Here is a 20,046-nt window from a genome sequence, read left to right on the forward strand (position 1 = left end):
CCTGTCAAGCGGGTTCTTATTAGGGGTTACCATGGTTGAAGTTTTTTTGAATAATGCAACAAGAAAGATAGAAGGTGAATACCACCAAAGCAAAGATGCCAACGCGCCGGTTGTGCTGGTTTTACATCATCATCCTCAATATGGTGGTAATATGGATAGTAAAATTGTACATAGTACATATACGTCTTTTATCGATAACAATTTTTCTGCATTGAAAATTAACTTTCGTGGTGTGGGAAAATCTACCGGAACTTTTGATAAGGGTATAGGAGAATTAACTGACGCTGCGGTAGCCATTGATTGGCTTCAGGAACATAATCCTAGCAATGTTCCAATTTGGATCGCTGGTTTTTCTTTTGGAGCATGGGTGGCTATGCAGCTAACAATGCGCCGCCCTGAGATAGTGGGTTTTATTGCTCTTTCTCTTCCGGTAACTAAGTACGATTTTTCTTTTCTTTCTCCCTGTCCAGTTTCTGGGCTTATAATACAAAGCAGTAATGATACAATCTCAGAAGAAAGCGATGTAACAGAATTAGCAAAAAGGTTGATAAATTCAGTAAGAAGTGATCACATGAAATACTATATAATAGATGATACTAATCACTTTCTAAAGGATAAAGAAGAGGAAGTGACTCAAATCGTGGACAATTATATAAAACTGCGCTTGAATAGTGCAACTATTTCTTTTCAAAAGGTCAAAAAAGAGGTAAGGGTAAAAGAATATGCCTAATCTTTACAAACAAGAGAAATGAGTGTAGTAATATAAATGAAAAGGTTTTGTTATGTTTAAAAAGCTATTATTTTTTGTTTTAGCTGTGTTTATGTTATCGGGGTGTTCCCTAAGTAAACAGCGTAAGTTAAAAAGTCCGTGTATAAAAAGCAATGAAAGCATTTCATGCGAGTTGTACTCTGTTAATGATCATTGGTTAGATAAGTATAAGGCATAGAAATTGTGCTATTTTTCCTATTCACAACTTCACTAATGATCGATCTCTCAATTGGAAAATGCAGTCTGCCTTTTCTGCAAGGAGATGATTGTGTGTTACTATAAGCATAGAGCTGTTATTTTCCTTTACGTATGAATGTAGCAGTAAAAACACGTTAAAAGAATTTGTTGGATCTAAGTTTCCTGTTGGCTCATCTGCAAGTAAAAGCTTTGGAGAATTTACAATGCTTCTTGCAATTGCAACTCTCTGCCTTTCCCCACCCGAAACTTCAGATACCATGCTACTTGCTTTGTTTTCCAGACCAAATTTTTCCAACATTGCTTGCGAATTTTTTTTTGCTTCAGCTTTGCTTTTTCCTGCAATGAGTTGAGGAAGCATAATATTTTCCAACACCGATAACTCTTGTAACAAATAGTGAAATTGATAAACAAAACTAAGAAAATTTCTTCTTACATGAGTTTTATGCTTATTACTGGCTTGTGTGCAATTTATTCCATCTATCGTAACTATACCTGAAGTTGGCTTGTCCAACAAGCCTGCGATTTGCAATATAGTTGTTTTCCCTGCACCTGAATCGCCAATCAGCGCTACTACTTGCCCTCTTGTGACACTTAAGTTGATATCCTTTACAACAGCAGAATTGTTCTTGAAGCTTTTATCTACGGAAGTTAGTTCTAGTGCTACATTACCACCCATGTTTAAAAAATCCAGAAGGCATCTAAGTTTTAGTAATAATTAAACCGAAAAACTGTTACCACAGCCACATTGAGACTTAGCAAAGGCATTCTTTATTTGAAAACCAGAACCACTAAGATCCTCAGTATAATCTATAACTGAGTTATTTAAAAATTTTGCTGAACAATTATCAACCATTAATACAGGGTTTCCATTTTCATCATTAATTACTATATCTTTACCTTTTTTGCTAAAACTGGAGTGGCTTCTATAGTCCTCACTTTCTTCATAGTCATCATCTTCGTCTTCGTCATCAAACTCATCATCGTAATCATCGTCTTCATCATCCAAAGATAGATTTTTATTCATTTGATCCATAAGAAAATTGTATTTGAAGCCAGAACATCCACCACCTGAAACTGCAACCCGTAAAATGGAACTCTTATCCCCTTCCTGCTCTGCAAGAGAGTGGATTTTTTTTAGTGCATTATCAGTTAAGTTGATGTTGTAATTTGTTGACATAGTAACCATCGTTTATTATTGATAACTTATTATAGTAGAAATTTTACATGTCAAACAATAACTTTCTATTAAATTATGCATGTTTTCCAAGCAAAACAAAAGGGAGATACTTCAAAGAGCCAGAAGATGAGAATCGCAGCTGCTTTCAGCGTGATAGGGACCGTATCATTCACTCTAATGCGTTTAGAAAATTGGAGTACAAAACACAAGTTTTTATCAATTATGAGCACGACTACTATCGCACTCGGCTTACTCATAGCCTTGAAGTTGCACAAATTGCAAGGTCCATTGCGCGTAGACTTGGCTTAAATGAGGATATCACTGAATGCATAGCGCTCGCACATGATCTTGGTCATCCTCCATTTGGTCATGCAGGTGAAGATGCTCTAAAGAAATCAGTTCAAGATTTGAATCTTGATAACGAGAAGTATGAGTTTGATCATAATGTTCAAGCTATAAGGATTTTAACTTACCTCGAACAAAAACATGCTGATTTTGATGGTATGAATCTAAGTTGGGAGGTGATTGAAGGAGTTGCAAAACATAACGGTCCCTTGCTTGGTCAAAACGCGGAGTCTTCTACAAATAATCAGCTGTTATTAGAATACAACAAAAAATATGATCTAAAACTTGAAGAATTTTCAAGCATTGAAGCGCAAATTGCTTCAATTGCCGATGATATTGCTTACAGTGTTCACGATCTTGATGATGCACTCAGGGCGAATTTAGTAACCATCGAAGATTTGCTGAATGTTCCTTTAATTGAAAAAATGTTTAAAGACATAAGGAGCAGATATTCAGAATTGCCTCAGAGCAAACTCATACATGAATCACTGAGTGGAACTATAGGAACTATGATAAGTGATGTTGTTTCTCAGACTGAAAGAAATATTGAAGATCACAAAATAAAAAGCGTAGAAGACGTAAGAAGTCTAAATAAAATGCTAGTCACATTTTCACCAGAAGTTGCGAATGCTACAAAAGAAATGAAAAGATTCAACATGGAGAAAATATACAGAAGCTATAAACTGAGTAGAACGATGAACAAAGCAAAACGCATAATACAGGAACTCTTTCAATGTTTTTATGAAAACCCAGGATTACTTCCCACAGAGTGGAGCAAACTCGCTTGTGAATCTCAGCGTTCAGTAATAATATGTGACTATATCTCAGGTATGACAGATAGATTTGCTATACACGAGCACAGAAGAATTTTTGATACCTCATACGAAATGACTTCTTTCTAATGACTGATGATCATTTCATGTCAATTGCATTAAGGCTTGCAGAAAAAAATCTTGGAAATGTTGCACCAAATCCTGCTGTCGGGTGTATTATTGTAAAGGATGGTACAATTGTTAGTGAGGGATACACAGGGATTGGTGGGCGTCCGCATGCGGAGGTAGTCGCTTTGCAAAACGCTAAAGATTCAACTCATGGCGCAACTATATATATCACTCTTGAGCCATGTTGTCATCACGGAGTCACGGGGCCTTGCACTGCAAAAATCATAAAAGCTAGCATAAAAAGAGTAGTAATTGCAACTATTGACCCAGATAGTAGAGTTTCAGGCAGAGGCATGAAAGCTCTGAAAGAAGCAGGAATTGAAGTTGAGCAAGGTATTATGCAAAAAGAGGCAAAAGAACTGAATGTCGGTTTTTTCACCACTAAAGAATTACATAGACCATTTATAGCTTGCAAAGTCGCAACAACTCTTGACGGAAAAATCGCAACATTTACAGGCGATAGCAAATGGATAACAAGTGAAAATACGAGAAACTGGGTGCATGAGCTCAGAACGAAATATGATGCAATTATGATTGGCAGCAATACTCTTATTAATGATGATCCACTCTTAACTTGCAGATTACCAGGACTCGGAAGTAGATCGCCAATAAGGCTAATTATAGATAGTCAAGGGAGATTAAAGGAAGAGCATAACATTGCAAAGACTGCAGACAAAGTAATAACTTGGGTCATCACAAATAAAGAAGTAGAGAAAAAAATAAAAAACATTAACTACTTAGTAGTTAATTCAAGCAACGCAGGTAAGGTTTGCCTAAAGGACATGGCATTAAAACTTGTTTCAGAAATTGGTATAACAAGATTATTAGTTGAAGGTGGAGGAGTGTTAATCACAGAACTATTAAAGTGTAATTTAATCGACAGGTTGATAATATGCCGCAGTGGTAAAATTTTAGGCAATGATGCCACTCCTTTTGTAGGAGATTTAGGGATTCAATTCATTAACAACTGTTATCAGTTTAAAAAAACAAAGATAATAGAGTTTAGTGAGGATATAGTTGAGGTTTGGGATAGGTTGTCATAATCCTTACATACTCAAACAGTAAAAAAAAGGTATCCGTTCAGCGGAGCGGTAAAATAAAAAGTAGACAAGGAGTGCTAAAAACATAATATCACAAGTAGTATGTGTGGTAAATATGTCTGATCTACTAGCTAGTCTTCTCAAGCTCTGTGAAAGCTTTAAAATAGAGATAGAGCAACTAAAAGCAGAGATAAAGAGGTTAGAGATAGAAAACGAAAATTTTAGATCTGAGAATAAGGCGCTAAGAATCGAAAATGCTGAATTGAAAGAAAGACTAGGTCTGAATTCACAAAATTCATCGATACCGAGCTCAAAAGAGTTATACAAGCTAAAGAAGAAAAAGAAAAAAAGTGACAGGAAAATAGGGGCACAGATTGGGCATGAAGGAAAGTATCGCCCTAAAATGGAAGCAGATGAAGTGGTGAAAATAGAGTTCTTGCGAGTGCGGAGGAGAAATTGCGATATCGAAAGAGCCATACATTCATCAAAAAGTTGATTTGCCAGCTTATGTTGTGGAATACCAATGGCCGCTGTTGCAAGTGTGGAAAAAGAAAAAGTAGCAGGCTACCAGAAGGTGTTACTGCGGATACATTTGGTCCAAAAGTTAAGTCAACAATTGCGGCGCTGAGCGGATTTTACAAGAACTCGAAAAGAGAAGTAGCAAATATTATAAAAAATATTTTCAACCTGGGCATCAGTGTTGGTAGCGTGTCAAATAGCGAGGCTAGAGTTGCAGAAAAATGCCAAGAAGCATATGAGCAAATCGAGCAAGAAGTAAGTAAAAGTGAAGTTCTGCATATCGATGAAACGAGCCGTTATAACAAAGGTAAACTTGGTTGGTGCTGGATGTTTGCCAGTAATACAGCAAGTTTTATAAAATTGACAGAGTCAAAAGGAATGAAGGTTTTACAAAATAGTAAGTTCTGCAATCGCAATAGCTTACGACAGGTACGCAGCATACAACTACTTTGCCGATAAGAATAGGCAAATCTGTTGGGCACATTTATCAAGAGATTTTGAAAGATTAGCACATAGTTGAAGTTAAAGTTCTGGGCTGTTACTTAAGAAACGTAGCCACTGAATTATTTGCACTAAAAAAGGCCTTGCTAAAAAATGAGATAGATGTTTTTAGATTTACCAGACGTGCCAGAAAATTGCGAAAACGTACAAGGTATTACTTGAAGCCGTTTACCTGAAGCAATTGGAGCTTCTCGAGTTGCAAAGAATATTTTGAAATCTGAAAGAATGATGTGGAAATTTTTAGATGACCCAGAAAACATTCCGCTGACAAACAACCATGCTGAACAGCAGATACGGCATTATGTCGTTTATCGCAAAAATTCATATTTTACCCAATCGAAGTGGGGAACTTGAACGGATAATTTCATTATACTTGACATGGAAACAAAGGGGTCTCAATCCTTTCCAAAACCTCTTATCTATCATCTCTCACACCGCTTAGCTGAACGGATACAACCCAAGAAAGGTTTTTCTACGTCATACCGCCGCGGTATCTCAGCATAGATTCCGCTAACGAGTAGCGGAATGACGAATTTGTTGTTTTTCAAATTGTAGGTAAACCTAAGCCACTTTAGCTATATAGGATTACTACGATGGATTTTTAAGATAGTTTATGGCCTTCTTAATATCTTCAGCCTTGAATATCGCCGATCCCGCAACTAAAATATCTGCACCTGCTTTTATTATATCAGCTGCGTTAAAAAAGTTAATTCCACCATCTACTGAAATTTGTGTTTTAAGGTTACGCTCTTGTATCATTTTTTTTATAGTAGATATCTTGTTCAACTGTGAATGAATGAATTCCTGCCCTCCAAAGCCAGGGTTGACTGTCATAATCAGCACAATATCTAGCTCATGTATTATATATTCAAGCACACTTGGAGAAGTTGAAGGAACAATTGAAACTCCAACTTGAATCGGTTTTTTTTCGTCGTTTACATTTTTGTATGACTTTATCTTTCTTATCAACCTCTCAAGGTGTGTCTCTGCTTCTGCATGTACAGTGATAATATCAGCACCAGCATTTATAAAGCTTTCAATGTGGTTACCAGGAGATTTGACCATTAAATGCACATCAAAAGGAAGATTGCTATATTTACGTATTGCAGAAACAACGCTAGGACCAATTGTAATATTTGGAACGAAATTCCCATCCATAACGTCTATGTGTATGTAATCCACACCTAAATCGCTAATTTTTCTTACTTCTTCCCCTAATTTTGCAAAATCTGCTGAAAGTATAGAAGGTGCAATTTTAATACTCATGAGCTGCCTTTTTTGCTAAAAAATAACTTATTTTCAAAACTCTGTCACCCTAAGCACCATCTGAGTAGCTAGAGACCGATATCGGTATGCCTATTTAACTAGATCTTAAATTAGATAAAAAAAGGTAGTCTTGATAAAACTTATTTACAGCAAGTTTTTTTACATTTGGACTTTCTGTTTGTTCTTTTTTGTACCCTAATTTATAGCTTATTGAATCCTTGTATAAATTGATCGTTTTGTATGCTTTGTTCATCTCTCTAGGAAAGATGCCGTTAGCAATTACGACGCATAACCCTGTAGCTGTTGCAAAAGCTAGAGTGGTAAATGCTAGATTTTGTAAAAAATTCCTTCCACTAACTTTTTTTTCCTGTATATTAGCAGAGTGCGATTTGTTTGACACTTCTTCTAGATATTCATGCCATATGTGATTGCAGTTCGTACATTTTACCTTTCTTCCAGACGCGCCAATTTGCTTAGGAGATACCAAGTAAGTTTTAGTACAACTATTACATTGTATTTTCATAGCACTTACATATAAGTAGTAACAAGCCCAAATGATACGAGCTACAAATTTAATATCAATATATATATAACAAATGGAAGGTTTGCAACTAAAAAAAACACAGAGTGAGATAAAAGATATTTGGAAAAATAGAGAAAAATTTAATGACTGTAATCTAAAGAAAACAGCAAGAATAGCAATTAAAGAGGTAATTGAGCTCCTTGATAGTGGCAAAATTAGAGTAGCAGAAAAGCTATCAAGTGGAGAATGGGTAGTACATAAGTGGATAAAGCAAGCAATATTATTACATTTTCTCACCGAAGAAAATAAAATAATAGATAATACCAATTGCTGGTTTGATAAGATCGGTAACAAGTTTAGTGAATGGAATGAGGAGAAATTTCGCCGGTTAAAAATTAGAGCAGTTCCTGGGTGTTTTGTTCGCCGATCTGCTTATATAGGTACAAATGTTGTTCTAATGCCAAGTTTTATCAACGTTGGTGCATATGTTGATTCAGGAACAATGATAGATACCTGGTCAACGATTGGTAGCTGTGCGCAAATAGGAAAAAACTGTCATATTTCTGGTGGAGTGGGAATAGGTGGAGTTCTTGAGCCTATTCAAGCTTCACCTGTCATTATAGAAGATAATTGCTTTATTGGAGCACGTAGCGAAGTGGCCGAGGGTGTGGTAGTGAGAGAAGGATCAGTCCTTGGCATAGGCGTGTTTATTGGGGCATCAACAAAGATTATTGATAGAGAAACTAGCAAGGTATTTTACGGCGAAGTGCCACCTTATTCTGTAGTGGTACCAGGATCTATTCCATCTAAAAATAATATTTCAACCTATTGTGCAGTCATAGTAAAAAAAGTGGATGAAAAGACGAGATCGAAAATCTCTATAAATGAAATATTGAGGGATTAAACTATCTTACTCCTTGTCGTCACTTTTTTTATCATTATTACTAACCACAGTAATGGCATACGCGCATAACTCTGAGAAAGAGACTCCATTTTCTTGAGATAGTTTATATAATTTTTGTAGACTTTCTTTTACTTTATTAGGGATATTCCCTCCACGTTCTTTTACAAGCCAGGAATCTTGATGATGAATTGGATGAGCATCGCTTTTTGGATTTCCTATATATATTGCAAAAGGTGAACTTTGCCCTTTGAAGTCACATTGTACAGTAAATTTTTTTATAGATTCGGCCATTTAAAGACCTCTACTTTTCTTTTTGGTCGATTTTATAGCAGGTGGAAGAGGTGGTTTCTTTATAAAATCTTGTCTATTGACAACACTTTCTCTACCTTCCAAAGCTCGGCGAACATCAGCTCTGCTTAATTGCGACTCTTTTGCTACCTTCATTCCATGCTTTGCCATAATATTAGCACATGCTAGTACTTTTTTTACCAATTCTAGATCACCATTTAGCATTTGAACTAGCACTTGAAACACTTCCGCTAAAGTTAGCCCATCAGCATTTATAACCTTGTTTTCTATAAAATTGACAGCTTCTTCAAATTTGTATTCAATACTATCATCTTGAGGTATAAGGGCAACATAATCGGTGTTTTTGTCGTCCATAACTGAAGCACTATTACTCACAAACTTAAGTTTATACTATATATATAAATACTCTACTATTTTATATTATGGCACGCTATAGTTAAACATTTATTAATAACATGCTCACTTATATACACGAATTAATTGACAAAAGTCAAGGATCAATATCCATCAGTGATTTCATGAATGCCGTTTTGTACCATGAAAAATACGGCTATTATACAAGTAAATTACCGCTTGGTAAGGATGGTGATTTTACTACCGCACCTGAGATCAGCCAATTATTTGGTGAAGTAATTGCAGTTTGGATAATGCATACATGGGAAAAATTAGGAAAGCCATCAAAATTTTCTCTAGTTGAACTTGGGCCAGGCAAAGGAACACTCATTCACGATATAATAAGAGTCACTAAAAAATACAGCAGCTTTTTTAATTCAATGTTGATCCACTTAGTTGAAATAAGCCCTACTTTACGGAAGATACAAAAGGAAAAATTAAAAAGCTTAGATGTTAATTGGCACAAAAATATTGACAACCTACCAGAACAACCAACCATTTTTTTAGCAAATGAGTTCTTTGACGCTCTTCCGATAGATCAGTTTGTATATCATGATGAGGGGTGGTATGAAAATATGGTGACAAAACAAGATGATGGCAGTCTCTTGGTGTCATGCCAGTGCGTGACACTGGAATCCAGAAAAAAAGAATCATGGATTCCAGTGTCAGCTACTCAGATGACAAATGGAAAATTTTTTAATGGTGCAGTGGTGGAAATATGTTCAGTTGGGGTTGAAATATTAAAAAAACTTGAGAAGAAGATATATAATAATAAAGGAGCTGCTTTGATTGTAGATTACGGTTATGTATACCCCGCATATAAGAGCACTTTGCAATCGATAAAACAACATAAGTATGCTAATTTTCTTGAGAATGTTGGTAATAGTGATATTACCGCACTTGTGAACTTTCAAGCGTTAAGAGATCCATTAAAGCATGTAGATTGTGAGATTTTAACTCAAAGGGAATTTTTATATCTTTTTGGCATAAAAGAAAGAACCCAGGCTTTAATGAAAAGCGCAAGTGATGAACAAAAGAATAGGATCTTTAGTGAATTCTTAAGGTTGACTGAAAATATGGGCACTCTTTTTAAAGCAATGCTATTGATATAGCTAACCCAAGAAAGGTTCCCCTACATCATACCGCCGCGATATCTCAGCATAGATTCCGCTAACGAGTAGCGGAATGACGAGCTTATCGTCATGCCGCCGCGAACCGTCATACCGCTGCGGTATCTCAGCCGCTAATAAGTAGCGGGATGACGGTTGTCTCCTAGCTGTCATCCCAGTACTGGTAGACTCAAATCACAATGCTCGTATAGCTGCAACCCTGGAGGTACTGTTTCTCACCCACTGCAAATATTGCACGGTACTGTCCACTTGGTCGTCGTGGCGCGTTTCAGGAAACATTAAAATCTCATACTCAAAATCGTTCAGCCATACTGCTTGATGTGGCAGAAAAACCTTGCCAGACTCTATAATCGGAACAATTTGATGAAATCGAGTGAGCTTGTCATCATGTGGCACTATTTCAATAATCGGTAAATCACTGTTTGTCTTTAGCTCTTGCACCAATTGTTGACCACTTGTTTTTGCTTCGATTAAAATTGCGTGTGGCGTCCATCTTGCAGCTAGTGACAAAACCTGTTCTTTAAGCTTTGGATACTCAAGCTTTGCGCGATATACGTCGAGTAAATAGAATTTATTATCTATTTTTGCCCAGGTGGTGCAGACACTAAAGTTGCTCATGTTACTTGTTGAAACCGCAGTATCCCAACTTTGTGTTATATGCGAGAGATTATCAGGAAATTTTTTATAGCGTTTCAGAGGTTGTTCGGAAACTAGTAAATTCAAGCATATTCCCTCTTTAACATAACCCTACTCATAGCTAGGTATATGAAATTCTCAGTGGATGTTGTGAGTAAATCATACTCCTTCGATAGCCTTCTATTCCTATTAACCCAAGCAAAAGTCCTTTCTACAACCCATCTTCTTGGCTGTACTTTAAACCCTTGTTCTCTTGTTGGTAGTAGCTCAGGTGGCGTATCTTTGTGCACCCAAAATCTACATGGAGGCCTTTTAACAATTTCAATATCTATGTCATATTCTTCCTTTATGTGATTCTTTAAATTTCTTCCTTGGTATCCCATGTCAGCCCACATTTTTTTAACTTTAGTATATTTTGTTCTCATATTGTTTAATGCTATTTTAATACCATCTCTATCATTTTCGTTAGCAGCGCCTACGTAACAACCTAGTATAAAACCCTGAGTGTCTGTAATTATATGCCTTTTTTCTACCCTTTACTTTTTACTTCCATCATAGCCTTTGATCCCCCTTTTCTGTAGTCTTTACAGATTGACTATCTACTATACAGGCACTCGGCTGCTCATTCTTTCCTATTTTTCTTCTACTATATTTTGTAATTTCATAATTCATTTTCTCAAAAATTCCCTGCTTCTTCCATTGCCTGAACTGCTCATACACAGTCTTCCATAGCGGAAAATCATTTGGTAAATACCGCCATTGACACCCTGTACGCAATACATAGAAAATTGCTTCTAATATTTCTTTTTTGCTATACTTTGGCAGCCTTCCTCCTTTCTTGTATGATACTCTGAAGTGTTTTTCTATTCTTGCCCATTCCCTTTCGCTTAGATCTGTTGGATACTTTTTTCTCATCTTTACCCCGTACTAAAATTTCAGATATTATAGCCTTTTACTTGTTTCCGGACAACCTCTCAACCACTCTGGTTTAATTATACCACTTGAAAGCGGCAGAGGGTTTTGTTGATATTGAGCAGCAAAAGCGTAACTCCCAAGTTCAGCTTTTATTATCTCAACTTCTTCTTTTCCTCCATCGAGGGGATATAACAACTGACCTTCTTCTCTTGAATATAATATCCTTACAGGTGACGCTGGTTTATTATATAATCGCCTGGTCGCACAGTGCTGAGCTACTCGGATGACAGGAACGGGAGGCATTGGCTTTTGATTGAATAAATAACCTGCTTATTTTCAGAAATCATTGGCAAACAAATATGATGCCATATGTTTTTTGGCTTGGAGAGAAGGTGTCCAGTTAAGTCCTCCTGGTGTAGCCTGTGCATTACAAGAACGATGACTCCTTTTTTTCTATCGTTCAGCCTGGTTACTAAAGTCTGATCAAACCAGTTTGTGGCACGCTTTCTAAGCGTTTCACTCAAAGCTTGAGCAGAACTGAGCGGATCGTCCACAATGATAAAATCACCACCTTCACCAGTTAGTGTTCCACCAACTGATGTTGCGATTCTGTATCCTCTCTGCACTGTTTGAAATTTATATTTGGTATTCTGGTCTTTGGATAGTTCTATCTCTGGAAATAGCGCTCTATACCAACTAGACTGCATCACGCACCTGGTGTCGAGCGAGTGCTTTTCGCTGAGCCGCTGAGAATAACTTGCAACTATTATTCTCGCAGTTGCCCAGTATCCATGCGGGCCACGCAACGCTTATGCACATGGACTTCATCGAGCGCGGAGGCATATTGAATATTATTCGTTTCACTTCACCAGCGCTCGCTGCTTCCAGCCTGTCTGCTATGACTTTTATATACTGATAATCGTTATACTCACACCCCGGCACTACCGTTTGAAAGCACAGTTCAATGAATTTTAGAAAGTTCATGATATAATGTTGAAACCAACGCGTGACGCTGGGATGACAAAAAAAGGAGCACTGGAATGACACCTTACTTAACCGTCATACCGCGATTCATTCGCGGTATCTCAAAGCATAGATCCCGCTAACACGTAGCGGGATACTTAACCATCATCTACACCGTCATACCGCGATTCATTCGCGGTATCTCAGCCGCTAACAAGAGATCCCGCTAACAAGCAGCGGGATGACGATTGTCGTTTAGCTGCAAACGTTAAGAAATTTACCAAATGAAAAAAAAGGCAAAAGAAGCCCTGGGGTTATTATCCGCTTTAAAATATTGGCGTTTTTTATGTTTTAAACGCTTGACAAGCAAGATTAAGCTGCTTTTAATTGCAACTAACTTACGCTGCAAATGTTTAAGAAATTTACTAAGCAGAAAAAAAGACAAAGAATCCCCGAGTTAGCTAGTCTTTTACTATCTCTGTCGAGTATTGGCATTTTTTGATGTCTTGTAACGCTTTATAAGCGCGTTCAGCTTATTTAGATAAAAATCTAGATGTAGATGAAGTTTTGTAAAGACATACAGTATCTATACACTGCAAAAAATTGAACATAAGACGCCGATACATTAAGTAATCCTTACCTTTTAATCTGCAGATTGGCGAAAGCAAATACAATAGCTTCACTATCATGATAAGGGCGCTGGCGAAGGGTGTTAAGTAAGTTTTTTCGTTTCTATTCCCAATAAAAGTTTGTTATATGGTTATGCAAGAAGTTTAATACTCATAGTTTCAAGCATATACTGAAATATTTCATTAGCTATAGCAACATCTTGGCGTGGGGCTTTGCCGTGTTCTATAAACACAGAGATTGCATAGCGCGGGTTATGGTAAGGGCCATAGGCGATAAATAACTTATGACTTTCGCCCTTAGAGTTTATTTCTGGTGTACCGGTTTTGCCAGCAATTTGTATACCGCTTAGCCCTTTCTTATAGGTTCCAGTTTTAGAATTCACCACGTCAAACATAGCTTTTCGAACTATGCTAAGATGCTCACAATCCACATCAATATCGGGAAAATCTTGTATCGTTTCATTCATCTTAATGCGGGGAATTACCTCTTTTCCTGTTGCAATCCTCGCTGCAAGAACTGCAAGCTGTAGTGGTGTTGTAAGCATATACCCTTGTCCTATAACTAAGTTGATAGTGTCACCTAAATACCACTGCGAATATAGCTTTCGTGTACGCCAATCTCTATCTGGCAACAACCCTGGAGCTTCTTCTTTAAACGTTCCAATCAGTGGCCCACTTCCAATACCAAATTTTCTGGCCATTTCTACTAGAGAGTCTACACTTATTTTTTTCCCTATATTATAAAAGTAAGTGTTGCATGATAATGCCATTGCCTCATTTAAAGATACATACCCATGGACTTTGCTTTTCAGACAACGAAATTTCCGCTCACCTATTTTCATATAGCCCTTGCACGAGAATTTCTCTTCTGGTGTTATTATCCCGTCTTTTAAACCCGCAAGCGCAACTATTACTTTAAATATTGAACCAGGTGGAATTTGATATGATAACGCACGATTCACGAGCGGCAATGAAGGAGCATTCAAGCTCTCCCAAGTCTCATTTGATAGCCTGCTAGCAAAAAGATTATTATCGTAAGAAGGTGAATTATATAATGCTAAAATTTCTCCATTATTTACATCAATTACCACTGCGGAGCCTTGGTGATCTTTAAATACCTCTGCGGTTTTCTCTTGCAGATTAATATCAATTGTCAGTTGTACATCTTGTCCGTCTTGTTGTGGTATGCTTGATAATTCTTTTATGACGCGTTTTTTAGAATTTATTTCCTGCTCAGATTTTCCTGACTTGCCTTTCAATATATGATCATATGTATATTCAATACCGCTGATTCCTACTTCGCTTATGCCTTGCTGTCTTTTTGTATATCCGATTACATGAGAACACATTGAACCAAACGGGTAATAACGTTTATAAAGAGCAGTTATTTTTTCTGACGATTTTGCTATTTTAGACTCGACTTCTGATAATGTCTGCAAATCAACTTCCTTACCAGAACCATCAAACAAAACAACATACGAAATTTTGTTTACCGCAAGTTCAATGCTATTCCTATCTAAAATTTTGCCCCGCTTAGGCATAATAGTAGCAACTCTTATTCTATTACTATTAGATAGTGCTTCGTACTTTTGTCTGTTTCGTATTTGTAAATTATATAACCTGCAACTAAAAACCGCAGAAATGGTAAGCTGAATACCACCTAATATGAATGCTCTGCGGTTAAAGACTTTGTTTTTTGTCCACATAACATTCCTTCAAAACACACTTTTTTCCCCTCTTTTATTGTTACACTTCTGGCTTTTACCGTATTACAAACCCTTTTTTCCCACTCACTTAAGGTCACAAACTTATAACCTGATTTTTTTAGTATTTTAATAATATGAGGTAAAGCTTCAATTGTGTTTGACCTGTTATTGTGATCATGAAACAGTATAACTGCTCCATTATGTACATTACTTAAAACTCTTTCAACTAAAGTTTCTGGCTTATCACCTTGCCAATCTAGCGAATCAACTGTCCATAATATTGAATACATATTTAATTGATCAGTATTTTCAATCAGATTATCGTCATAACATCCATATGGCGGACGAAACCATTTTACATCTTGTTTTATTGCATTTTTAATTGCTGTATTTGTCTTTTCCAATTCTTGCAATTGTTCCTCACTTGAAAGTGATGTCAACTTCCTATGCGACCAAGAGTGATTGCCTAACTCATGACCTGATTCATGAATTTTCTTTACTATTTTAGACGTTTTTTCATTTATACGTTCACCAAGCACAAAAAATGTTGCTTTTGCTTCATAGCTTTCCAGAACATTAATAATATCGTTTACTCTATTGTTAGACGGTCCATCATCAAACGTAAGCGCAACAAACTTATCGTCGTTATTCAATAATTTTTTTATATTACTTAAATTTCTATATGATAGATCTAGATTACAACTGAGCCCACAGTATGGTAAATTAAAATTACAATCACTACAAAAAGCCGTACTTGAATATAGTAAGAAAAAAGTGATTATCCTTATAAACATTTGTAATCAGCAAAGTGATAGAATACTACACTTTTTTGCTAAGTTAAGCCATCTTTAATTGCTGTAGCCTTTACTTCATCGCTTCTTTAATATATTGTATTAATAATTTTATATAATATATTATGATTGCAAATATAAATACCGTTGCGCTTCAGGGAATTAGCACAGTAAATGTCAATGCACAAATTCATATGGCAAATGGTATTCCAGCTTTTAATATTGTTGGATTGCCAGATAAAACTGTTGCGGAATCCAAAGAACGCATCAGAGCAGCGTTAAATTCAATCAATCTACTACTACCTCCAAAAAGAATTACAGTTAATCTCTCCCCTGCGGATTTACTGAAAGAAGGTAGTCATTATGACTTGGCTATTGCTATTGGACTACTTGTTGTAATGAATGTGATACCAGTTGAAAAAGTTCAGTCTTATATCATTATGGGTGAGCTTGCCCTTGATGGCAGAGTTATTCCAGTTTCAGGAGTGCTGCCAACAGCGATCAATGCAAAACAGGCAAATAAAGGAGTAATTTGCCCAAGGGGAAATGGAGTAGAGGCTTCATGGGTAAAGAATGTTTCAATTCTAGCTATAGAGAAATTAACTGATATTATCAGACACTTTAAGGGTGAGCAATTAATTCAGCCAGTAATTTTTAAATATAGTGATGCACCCAAAGAAAAAAGATTGGTTCCCGATATGAAGGATATTAAAGGCCAAGTTGTTGCAAAAAGAGCAGCTGAAATTGCAGCAGCAGGTGGGCATAATATGCTTCTTGTTGGCCCTCCTGGTACTGGAAAATCAATGCTTGCTAAGCGCTTTATAGGATTGCTGCCTGATTTAACCGAACAGGAGATGATTGATGTTAATATTATTTCCAGCATAACAAAAACTGGTAATGAAATATTCAAAGTAACTCGCCCCTTTCGTGAACCTCATCACTCATGTTCCATGCCAGCAATGATAGGAGGAGGAAAGAATGCAAAACCCGGAGAAATTACCATGGCTCACAATGGCGTGTTATTTCTTGATGAGCTACCTGAATTTCCAAGACTCGTGCTTGATTCTCTGCGCCAACCACTTGAAGATAGAAAAGTTACCGTTGCAAGGGCAAATGCTCACATAACCTACCCTGCCAATTTTCAACTGATAGCTGCAATGAACCCTTGCAGGTGCGGTTATTTAGGTGATGCAAGCAGATCGTGCAACAAAGCTCCAAAGTGTGGCACAGATTACAAAAACAAAATATCAGGCCCATTGCTTGATAGAATAGACATATGCATTGAAATGCCAAACGTTAGCATACTCTCTCCTGAAATCTCTGTGGAGGGAGAAAGTACTAAAATTATAAGAGAAAGAGTGATAGCAGCAAGAAAAGCTCAAACTGAGCGCTATAGTGAATTAAATATTCGTTGCAATTCAGAAGTAAGCGGTGAAGCATTTAATAAATTTACTGAACCAGATCAGGCAGGGTTAGAATTGCTAAAATACGTACTGAAAGAAAATTACATTTCCAATCGAGGCTACACACGCGTATTAAAAGTTGCAAGAACTATTGCAGATCTTGCAAAAAGTGAAGAAGTAAAAAGAGCACACATTGCTGAAGCGCTCAATTACAGAATAAAGGTATATTAAAAAATCAGTTTACTTGACAGGCAATTTTTTTTACTATATGCTTCCTTAATGAAATTTTAACATTCTATTGAAGGAGTAGAGTTATGGCATTAACAAGTTATAAGTATGGAAAAGAGGATAGCATTTTTCATGCTATTTCAAAAGGATATATACAAGCTGAAAAATACTGGAAAATTCCTGGTGCTGCTGGTGGAGCTGGTCAGTACGCTATGCATAATAAAGGGAGAACAGCATTATTTTCGCTTGCAGTTGCAAGTGTTGTCTTTACAGCAATGCATATGAAAGCAGGCTTTGTTAGTGCAGCAGAAGCTTCTGGGTTTCTTGCTAAGACTGCCAGTTACTTTGTTGGAACAAATCAAGCAATAGCTGCTTCATTACCTGGATTTATCAGAACAGGTGTTGCTGGTCAGATAGTTGCGGGTGCCATAATGGCAATTGCTGCAGTTGCTGCAGTTGCTGCTGTTTATGGAACATATCAAGTTGCCTCAAAATTAAAAGATGTTGCAGTTGAAGAATCGAAAGAGAAAGATCAGATAACACAATAATCTTCAACAAAATAAAAAGGGATAGGTTTCTGTCCCTTTTTATAAACGTTTTCTATTTTTTGCATCGGTTAAGTGATGTCATCTAAGAATCTAGTTATTATAATTAACGGCACTTATTAGTATAAATGTTAAGAATAAGTAAATCCCGTTTACTATTTACGCCTATAGAAGTGAAAAGTATTTGCATATTATTAAAAAAGCGGTAACTTATTATCAAGTGAATTCGCTAAATTTGAGTAATTTAAATGTCTATTGATCTTAGTCTGCCGGAGTTGCCTATATTACACCCAAGGATTACCGTTGTGGGAGTGGGTGGTGCTGGTGGAAATGCTGTGAATAACATGATCCAATCTAATTTGCAAGGAGTGAATTTTGTTGTCGCAAATACCGATGCTCAAGCACTAGAAAAGTCGTTATGTGATAAAAAAATTCAGCTTGGCATTAATTTAACTAAGGGGCTTGGTGCTGGTGCTTTGCCTGATGTTGGCAAAGGTGCAGCAGAAGAGTCAATTGATGAGATTATGGAGCATATAAAAGATAGTCATATGCTTTTCATCACAGCAGGAATGGGCGGTGGTACTGGAACCGGTGCAGCACCGGTAATTGCAAAAGCAGCCAGAGAAGCAAGAGCCGCAGTTAAGGATAGAGCGCCAAAAGAAAAAAAGATATTGACTGTTGGAGTTGTAACTAAACCGTTCGGTTTTGAAGGTGTGCGCCGTATGCGCATTGCAGAGCTTGGACTTGAAGAACTGCAAAAATACGTGGATACACTTATTGTCATTCCAAATCAGAATTTATTTAGAATTGCAAATGAAAAAACTACATTTTCTGATGCATTTAAACTTGCTGATAATGTTCTGCACATTGGCATCAGAGGAGTAACTGACTTGATGGTCATGCCAGGGCTTATCAATCTTGACTTCGCTGATATAGAAACAGTAATGAGCGAGATGGGCAAAGCGATGATCGGCACCGGAGAGGCAGAAGGAGAAGATAGAGCAATTAGTGCTGCAGAGGCTGCAATATCTAATCCATTGCTTGATAATGTATCAATGAAAGGTGCGCAAGGAATATTAATTAACATTACTGGTGGCGGAGATATGACTCTGTTTGAAGTTGATGCTGCAGCCAATAGAGTGCGTGAAGAAGTAGATGAAAATGCAAATATAATATTTGGTGCTACTTTTGATCAAGCGATGGAGGGAAGAGTTAGAGTTTCTGTTCTTGCAACTGGCATTGATGGTCGCAATAATAAATCAGAAACTTCACCTATAAGTCAGAGCGAAGACTCAGAGAAAGAGAAATTTAAGTGGCCATATAGTCAAAGTGAAAGTACACAAGACAAAACACTGGAAACAAAACCAGCTGAACAGGTAAGCGAAGGAGCTAAGTGGGGCAGCAATATCTATGATATACCAGCTTACTTAAGAAGAAAAAAATAATGCAATTTTGGCTACTTAAGTCAGAGCCAAGTGAATACTCATGGCAAAAAATGGAAAAGGAGCAGGTAGTTGAGTGGGATGGTGTGCGCAATTATCAAGCTCAAAATTACATGAAAATTATGAAAGCAAGCGATCTTGCGTTTTTTTATCATACAGGTAAAGAGAAAGCAATACTTGGAATCGTTGAAGTATTTAAAGAGTATTATCATGTTAATGATCCCAAGTTCGGATTAGTGAATGTAAAGTTTTTGAAACTTTTAAATAACCAAGTAACGTTAAATAATATAAAACAAAACCCACTTTTGAAAAATATGACTATATTAAAACAACCACGTTTATCAATTGCCCCAGTTTCGGAAATTGAATGGAATGAAATAATAAGGATGAGTGATGTGTAATACCTGTCATTTCAGTTCCTAAATGATGTCATCTCAGCACACAACGCACAGCTGTATGAATATTTGTCTCGAAGGCAGTGCATTAAACGTTATAGCCGATTTTGCATCAAACACAAAGGTGTCATTCCAGTGCTTGACACTGGAATCCAGCCTTAATGCAACCACATTAAAGCCGTTGTGTTTTAATATAAGATTAGCTACTTTTATATTCACTAACTTGATGTCTAATCAAAATTCCTGGATCCCAGTGCCTAGACACTGGGATGACATCCTTCTAGTGTACAATATTCGTACAGTTGTGTACATGACACAAGGGTCTATAACTCTTCTTTTTTGGATTCCAGTGTCAGCTATTTGCATGACACCCTTACT

The 20,046-nt window shown here is 36.8% G+C and carries 19 protein-coding genes and 4 pseudogenes; 10 read left to right on the top strand and 13 right to left on the bottom strand.

The features are described from left to right. Positions 1–31 precede the first annotated feature (31 nt). Positions 32–730, top strand: coding sequence for an alpha/beta hydrolase (locus tag J4T77_RS03695; protein ID WP_010081989.1), 699 nt, complete (start codon positions 32–34; stop codon positions 728–730). Between the two features lie 238 nt (positions 731–968). Here the strand turns inward: J4T77_RS03695 and J4T77_RS03705 are convergent, their stop codons facing one another. After that, positions 969–1,643 carry an ABC transporter ATP-binding protein gene (locus tag J4T77_RS03705; protein WP_010962776.1) on the bottom strand — a complete coding sequence of 225 codons (675 nt, stop codon included), beginning with the start codon at positions 1,641–1,643 and terminating at the stop codon, positions 969–971. 39 nt (positions 1,644–1,682) lie between these two features. Further along, positions 1,683–2,144: a HesB/IscA family protein gene (locus tag J4T77_RS03710; RefSeq protein WP_141456915.1), complete on the bottom strand. Its 462-nt coding sequence runs from the start codon at positions 2,142–2,144 to the stop codon at positions 1,683–1,685. Positions 2,145–2,191: 47 nt separating this feature from the next. Here J4T77_RS03710 and J4T77_RS03715 point away from each other — a divergent pair, with 47 nt between their 5' ends. From J4T77_RS03715 to tnpC, 3 genes and pseudogenes are all read left to right on the top strand, one after another. Beyond that, the gene (locus tag J4T77_RS03715; protein WP_190321322.1) at positions 2,192–3,391 is read left to right on the top strand and encodes a deoxyguanosinetriphosphate triphosphohydrolase; all 1,200 of its coding nucleotides are present in this window, start codon (positions 2,192–2,194) and stop codon (positions 3,389–3,391) included. Beyond that, the gene (gene ribD, locus J4T77_RS03720) at positions 3,391–4,473 is read left to right on the top strand and encodes a bifunctional diaminohydroxyphosphoribosylaminopyrimidine deaminase/5-amino-6-(5-phosphoribosylamino)uracil reductase RibD (protein WP_190321323.1); all 1,083 of its coding nucleotides are present in this window, start codon (positions 3,391–3,393) and stop codon (positions 4,471–4,473) included. The genes J4T77_RS03715 and ribD overlap by 1 nt, the downstream gene beginning before the upstream one ends. Positions 4,474–4,585: 112 nt before the next feature. Next, positions 4,586–5,932: pseudogene (gene tnpC, locus J4T77_RS03725) on the top strand (IS66 family transposase). Between the two features lie 146 nt (positions 5,933–6,078). Here tnpC and rpe read toward each other — a convergent pair. Further along, on the bottom strand, positions 6,079–6,756 hold the full coding sequence (rpe, locus tag J4T77_RS03730; RefSeq protein ID WP_038198978.1) for a ribulose-phosphate 3-epimerase: 678 nt from the start codon (positions 6,754–6,756) through the stop codon (positions 6,079–6,081). A 94-nt stretch (positions 6,757–6,850) separates the two neighbouring features. Next, positions 6,851–7,279, bottom strand: a complete 429-nt coding sequence (locus J4T77_RS03735) for a zinc-ribbon domain-containing protein (protein WP_233640969.1) — start codon at positions 7,277–7,279, stop codon at positions 6,851–6,853. A gap of 73 nt (positions 7,280–7,352) precedes the next feature. Here J4T77_RS03735 and dapD point away from each other — a divergent pair, with 73 nt between their 5' ends. Continuing rightward, on the top strand, positions 7,353–8,183 hold the full coding sequence (dapD, locus tag J4T77_RS03740) for a 2,3,4,5-tetrahydropyridine-2,6-dicarboxylate N-succinyltransferase (RefSeq protein WP_010962782.1): 831 nt from the start codon (positions 7,353–7,355) through the stop codon (positions 8,181–8,183). 6 nt (positions 8,184–8,189) lie between these two features. Here dapD and J4T77_RS03745 read toward each other — a convergent pair whose 3' ends face one another. Next, positions 8,190–8,474 carry a DUF2610 domain-containing protein gene (locus tag J4T77_RS03745; RefSeq protein WP_010962783.1) on the bottom strand — a complete coding sequence of 95 codons (285 nt, stop codon included), beginning with the start codon at positions 8,472–8,474 and terminating at the stop codon, positions 8,190–8,192. Beyond that, positions 8,475–8,846: a hypothetical protein gene (locus tag J4T77_RS03750; protein ID WP_022626336.1), complete on the bottom strand. Its 372-nt coding sequence runs from the start codon at positions 8,844–8,846 to the stop codon at positions 8,475–8,477. It abuts the gene before it with no gap. Between the two features lie 101 nt (positions 8,847–8,947). Between J4T77_RS03750 and J4T77_RS03755 the strand changes: the two genes are divergently transcribed. Continuing rightward, positions 8,948–9,997, top strand: a complete 1,050-nt coding sequence (locus J4T77_RS03755) for a class I SAM-dependent methyltransferase (protein WP_010962785.1) — start codon at positions 8,948–8,950, stop codon at positions 9,995–9,997. 192 nt (positions 9,998–10,189) lie between these two features. Here J4T77_RS03755 and terL read toward each other — a convergent pair. The 5 genes and pseudogenes from terL to J4T77_RS03790 form a co-directional block, all read right to left on the bottom strand. Continuing rightward, positions 10,190–10,714: pseudogene (gene terL / locus J4T77_RS03760) on the bottom strand (phage terminase large subunit); the annotation flags it as partial. Positions 10,715–10,734: 20 nt separating this feature from the next. Beyond that, positions 10,735–11,566, bottom strand: a pseudogene (locus J4T77_RS03765) (IS5 family transposase). A gap of 57 nt (positions 11,567–11,623) precedes the next feature. Continuing rightward, positions 11,624–12,550, bottom strand: a pseudogene (locus J4T77_RS07390) (phage terminase large subunit); the annotation flags it as partial. 739 nt (positions 12,551–13,289) lie between these two features. After that, positions 13,290–14,864: a penicillin-binding transpeptidase domain-containing protein gene (locus J4T77_RS03785; protein WP_006280388.1), complete on the bottom strand. Its 1,575-nt coding sequence runs from the start codon at positions 14,862–14,864 to the stop codon at positions 13,290–13,292. Beyond that, entirely contained in the window at positions 14,819–15,658 is an 840-nt protein-coding gene (locus tag J4T77_RS03790) for a polysaccharide deacetylase family protein (protein WP_190321325.1), read from the bottom strand. Before J4T77_RS03790 ends, J4T77_RS03785 begins: the two co-directional genes overlap by 46 nt. 122 nt (positions 15,659–15,780) lie before the next feature. On the opposite strand from J4T77_RS03790, the gene J4T77_RS03795 reads away from it, so the two are divergent. The 4 genes from J4T77_RS03795 (at position 15,781) to J4T77_RS03810 (ending at position 19,674) form a co-directional block, all read left to right on the top strand. Beyond that, the gene (locus tag J4T77_RS03795; RefSeq protein WP_190321326.1) at positions 15,781–17,289 is read left to right on the top strand and encodes a YifB family Mg chelatase-like AAA ATPase; all 1,509 of its coding nucleotides are present in this window, start codon (positions 15,781–15,783) and stop codon (positions 17,287–17,289) included. Between the two features lie 83 nt (positions 17,290–17,372). Then, positions 17,373–17,834, top strand: coding sequence for a hypothetical protein (locus J4T77_RS03800; protein ID WP_233640973.1), 462 nt, complete (start codon positions 17,373–17,375; stop codon positions 17,832–17,834). 245 nt (positions 17,835–18,079) lie between these two features. Then, positions 18,080–19,276: a cell division protein FtsZ gene (ftsZ, locus tag J4T77_RS03805; protein ID WP_010962790.1), complete on the top strand. Its 1,197-nt coding sequence runs from the start codon at positions 18,080–18,082 to the stop codon at positions 19,274–19,276. After that, entirely contained in the window at positions 19,276–19,674 is a 399-nt protein-coding gene (locus J4T77_RS03810; protein WP_190321328.1) for an EVE domain-containing protein, read from the top strand. The genes ftsZ and J4T77_RS03810 overlap by 1 nt, the downstream gene beginning before the upstream one ends. A gap of 33 nt (positions 19,675–19,707) precedes the next feature. On the opposite strand, the gene J4T77_RS03815 is transcribed toward J4T77_RS03810, so the two are convergent. Both J4T77_RS03815 and J4T77_RS07395 read right to left on the bottom strand, forming a co-directional pair. Next, on the bottom strand, positions 19,708–19,887 hold the full coding sequence (locus J4T77_RS03815) for a hypothetical protein (RefSeq protein WP_022626337.1): 180 nt from the start codon (positions 19,885–19,887) through the stop codon (positions 19,708–19,710). A 15-nt stretch (positions 19,888–19,902) separates the two neighbouring features. Continuing rightward, a complete protein-coding gene (locus tag J4T77_RS07395; protein ID WP_255322244.1) occupies positions 19,903–20,034 on the bottom strand; it encodes a hypothetical protein in 132 nt (43 codons plus the stop codon). Positions 20,035–20,046 lie beyond the last annotated feature (12 nt).

The organism is Wolbachia endosymbiont of Drosophila innubila (assembly GCF_021378375.1).
GTDB lineage: Bacteria > Pseudomonadota > Alphaproteobacteria > Rickettsiales > Anaplasmataceae > Wolbachia > Wolbachia pipientis.

Excerpts from the sequence above, each read along its gene's own strand:
- J4T77_RS03695 (WP_010081989.1), top strand. The coding sequence starts at position 32 with ATGGTTGAAGTTTTTTTGAATAATGCAACAAGAAAGATAGAAGGTGAA.
- J4T77_RS03705 (WP_010962776.1), bottom strand. The coding sequence starts at position 1,643 with ATGGGTGGTAATGTAGCACTAGAACTAACTTCCGTAGATAAAAGCTTC.
- J4T77_RS03710 (WP_141456915.1), bottom strand. The coding sequence starts at position 2,144 with ATGTCAACAAATTACAACATCAACTTAACTGATAATGCACTAAAAAAA.
- J4T77_RS03715 (WP_190321322.1), top strand. The coding sequence starts at position 2,192 with ATGTCAAACAATAACTTTCTATTAAATTATGCATGTTTTCCAAGCAAA.
- ribD (WP_190321323.1), top strand. The coding sequence starts at position 3,391 with ATGACTGATGATCATTTCATGTCAATTGCATTAAGGCTTGCAGAAAAA.
- rpe (WP_038198978.1), bottom strand. The coding sequence starts at position 6,756 with ATGAGTATTAAAATTGCACCTTCTATACTTTCAGCAGATTTTGCAAAA.
- J4T77_RS03735 (WP_233640969.1), bottom strand. The coding sequence starts at position 7,279 with ATGAAAATACAATGTAATAGTTGTACTAAAACTTACTTGGTATCTCCT.
- dapD (WP_010962782.1), top strand. The coding sequence starts at position 7,353 with ATGGAAGGTTTGCAACTAAAAAAAACACAGAGTGAGATAAAAGATATT.
- J4T77_RS03745 (WP_010962783.1), bottom strand. The coding sequence starts at position 8,474 with ATGGCCGAATCTATAAAAAAATTTACTGTACAATGTGACTTCAAAGGG.
- J4T77_RS03750 (WP_022626336.1), bottom strand. The coding sequence starts at position 8,846 with ATGGACGACAAAAACACCGATTATGTTGCCCTTATACCTCAAGATGAT.
- J4T77_RS03755 (WP_010962785.1), top strand. The coding sequence starts at position 8,948 with ATGCTCACTTATATACACGAATTAATTGACAAAAGTCAAGGATCAATA.
- J4T77_RS03785 (WP_006280388.1), bottom strand. The coding sequence starts at position 14,864 with ATGTGGACAAAAAACAAAGTCTTTAACCGCAGAGCATTCATATTAGGT.
- J4T77_RS03790 (WP_190321325.1), bottom strand. The coding sequence starts at position 15,658 with ATGTTTATAAGGATAATCACTTTTTTCTTACTATATTCAAGTACGGCT.
- J4T77_RS03795 (WP_190321326.1), top strand. The coding sequence starts at position 15,781 with ATGATTGCAAATATAAATACCGTTGCGCTTCAGGGAATTAGCACAGTA.
- J4T77_RS03800 (WP_233640973.1), top strand. The coding sequence starts at position 17,373 with ATGGCATTAACAAGTTATAAGTATGGAAAAGAGGATAGCATTTTTCAT.
- ftsZ (WP_010962790.1), top strand. The coding sequence starts at position 18,080 with ATGTCTATTGATCTTAGTCTGCCGGAGTTGCCTATATTACACCCAAGG.
- J4T77_RS03810 (WP_190321328.1), top strand. The coding sequence starts at position 19,276 with ATGCAATTTTGGCTACTTAAGTCAGAGCCAAGTGAATACTCATGGCAA.
- J4T77_RS07395 (WP_255322244.1), bottom strand. The coding sequence starts at position 20,034 with ATGCAAATAGCTGACACTGGAATCCAAAAAAGAAGAGTTATAGACCCT.